The sequence below is a fragment of the Salinarimonas soli genome, from assembly GCF_008386575.1.
GTDB classification, from domain to species: domain Bacteria; phylum Pseudomonadota; class Alphaproteobacteria; order Rhizobiales; family Beijerinckiaceae; genus Salinarimonas_A; species Salinarimonas_A soli.
Map to the genome: position 1 here is coordinate 1 of NZ_VUOA01000051.1, position 1,305 is coordinate 1,305.

Below are 1,305 nucleotides of genomic sequence, written 5' to 3' on the forward strand. Positions count from 1 at the left end.
GCCTCAGTCTCCTGAGGGGGTCTGCGTTCCGTACCAGAGGCCCTTGACCTGGTCGTAGTGGACCTTCGGGTCGTAGCGCCCGCTCTGCAGGTTCAGGTGCTCGGCGCTCAGCCGGCCCGTGGCCTGCACCACCGCGTACGACGCCACCACCCGGTCGCGCTGCGCCGTGATCAGGTTCACCCGCGCGTTCAGCAGCTCCTGCTGCGAGTTCAGCACGTCCAGCGTCGTGCGCTGGCCCACCCGCGCCTCCTCGCGAACCCCCGTCAGCGCCGTCTCGGCCGCCGCCACCTGCGCCTGGGCCGCCAGGATCTGCGCCTTCGACGCCTCCAGCGTGCCCCACGCCGCGATCACCGACGCCCGCACCTGATCGCGCGCGATCTCCACCTCGATCCGCCGCTGGCCCGCCACCTCCTTGGCTTGGCGCACCCGCGCATAGACCTCGCCGCCCTCGTAGATCGGCACCGAGAGGCGCGCCACCACCTGCGCGTTGAAGCGCTGGTCGCCCGAGGTCTGCGAGTCGTAGCGCTGGCTCGCGCTGCCCACCACCCCAAGGCTCGGCAGTAGCTCGCCTTCCACCACCTTCACCTGCAGCTCGGCCGCGTCGAACGCGTGCTGGGCGGCGCCGATGGCGGGGTTCTCGGAGAGCGAGATCCGGATCGCGGTGTCGAGGTTGGCGGGCACGAGCCGGTCGACGGGGCGCCCTGGCGCGAGCTGGCGGGGCTGCACGCCCACCACCTGGCGGAAGCGCGCGATCGAGGCGCGCAGGTTCGACTCCGACAGGCTCGCCTGCGAGCGCGAGGCGGCCAGCCGCGCCTCGGACTGGGCGACGTCGGTGCGGGTGATCTCGCCCACCTGGAAGCGGTCGCGCACCTGGCGCAGCTGCTCGTCGAGCACCTCGACGTTGTTTTGCTGCAGGTTGAGGATGGCGGTGTCGCGCAGCACGTTCATGTAGGCCGACACGGCGTCGAACAGCACGTTCTGCACCGTGGTGCGCACCTGCTCGCGGGCGGCCAGGATCTGCGACTCGGCCTGGCGCACGCCGTTGCCGGTCCGGTTGCCGTTGTAGATGGACTGGCTCACCTCGACGCCAAAGCCGCGCGGGGCGGTGAGCGTGCTGGAGGAGCGCCCGGCGCTGGAGCCCTCCGTGAAGCTTGCTCCCACGTCCGCCGTGCCCGTCACCCGCGGCCGCGCCCCCGACAGCGCCCGCGGCACGTTCTCGTCCACCCCGCGCTGGTTGGCGCGCTGCGCGTTCACCGTCGGGCTCCCGGCATACGCCTTCGCCAAAGCACCCTCCAACGTCTCGGC

The 1,305-nt window shown here is 72.1% G+C and carries 1 protein-coding gene; it reads right to left on the reverse strand.

Annotated elements, in window-relative coordinates; translation table 11 throughout:
- Positions 1–3: 3 nt before the first annotated feature.
- The coding region (locus tag F0L46_RS24300) for a TolC family outer membrane protein (RefSeq protein ID WP_149822208.1) at positions 4–1,305 on the reverse strand (1,302 nt) is incomplete at its 5' end.